Raw genomic sequence first — 672 nt, 5'->3', positions numbered from 1 at the left:
TTCCGCATCAGCGCCGCAGCGGCGGACGCGGTGCCGTGGCGCATCGGTCGCGCACTCGACCCGGTGGACAACCTCACCGAGGCCCACATCACCGCGGCCCTGGCCGAACTCGGTGACGGCGAACGCGGCCTTCTCGATACCCTCGCCAGATCGTCCCCCACCGGCCGCACCCGCGACGCCGCACCGGGCACGCCGCCGGACCGACCCGTCCAGAAGCTGCTCGCCGCAGGTCTGCTGATCTGGTTGGACGAACAAACCGTCGAGCTGCCCGTCCAAGTGGGCCAGATCCTGCGCGGCGAACCGATGTCGGACCCGCGCTCGCTCGCCGAACCCAAACTCGACACCAGCTCGTATTCGCTCGCCGACGTCGACGCCGCTGCCGCAGGAGAGGCACTGGAGCTGGGTCGGCACTGCGTCGCGGTGATCGAGGCACTGTCCGCTTCGCCTGCACCCGCCCTCAAGGCGGGCGGACTGGGAGTGCGCGAGCTCCGCAAGATCACCAAGCCACCGGCCTCGACGACGATCGAGTGAGCGTTCTCGTCGAGTTGCTGGCCGCCGCCCACCTCATCTCGAGCGGAACACCGGACCCGGTTCCTGCGTCCGACAACGGCGACGACTACTGGGCCCCGACACCGGCGGTCGAGGCCTGGCTCACCGCCGCCCCCGGCCAGA

General features: G+C 70.7%; 1 pseudogene. It reads left to right on the top strand.

Annotated elements, in window-relative coordinates:
- Nucleotides 1-672: pseudogene (locus RHBS_RS28360) on the top strand (DNA-binding protein); the annotation flags it as partial.

Source organism: Rhodococcus sp. BS-15 (genome assembly GCF_000813105.1).
In the GTDB taxonomy this organism is placed as follows: Bacteria; Actinomycetota; Actinomycetes; order Mycobacteriales; family Mycobacteriaceae; genus Rhodococcoides.
Note: the sequence above shows the minus strand (reverse complement) of the source record. Positions and strands in the feature narration are given on the sequence as shown.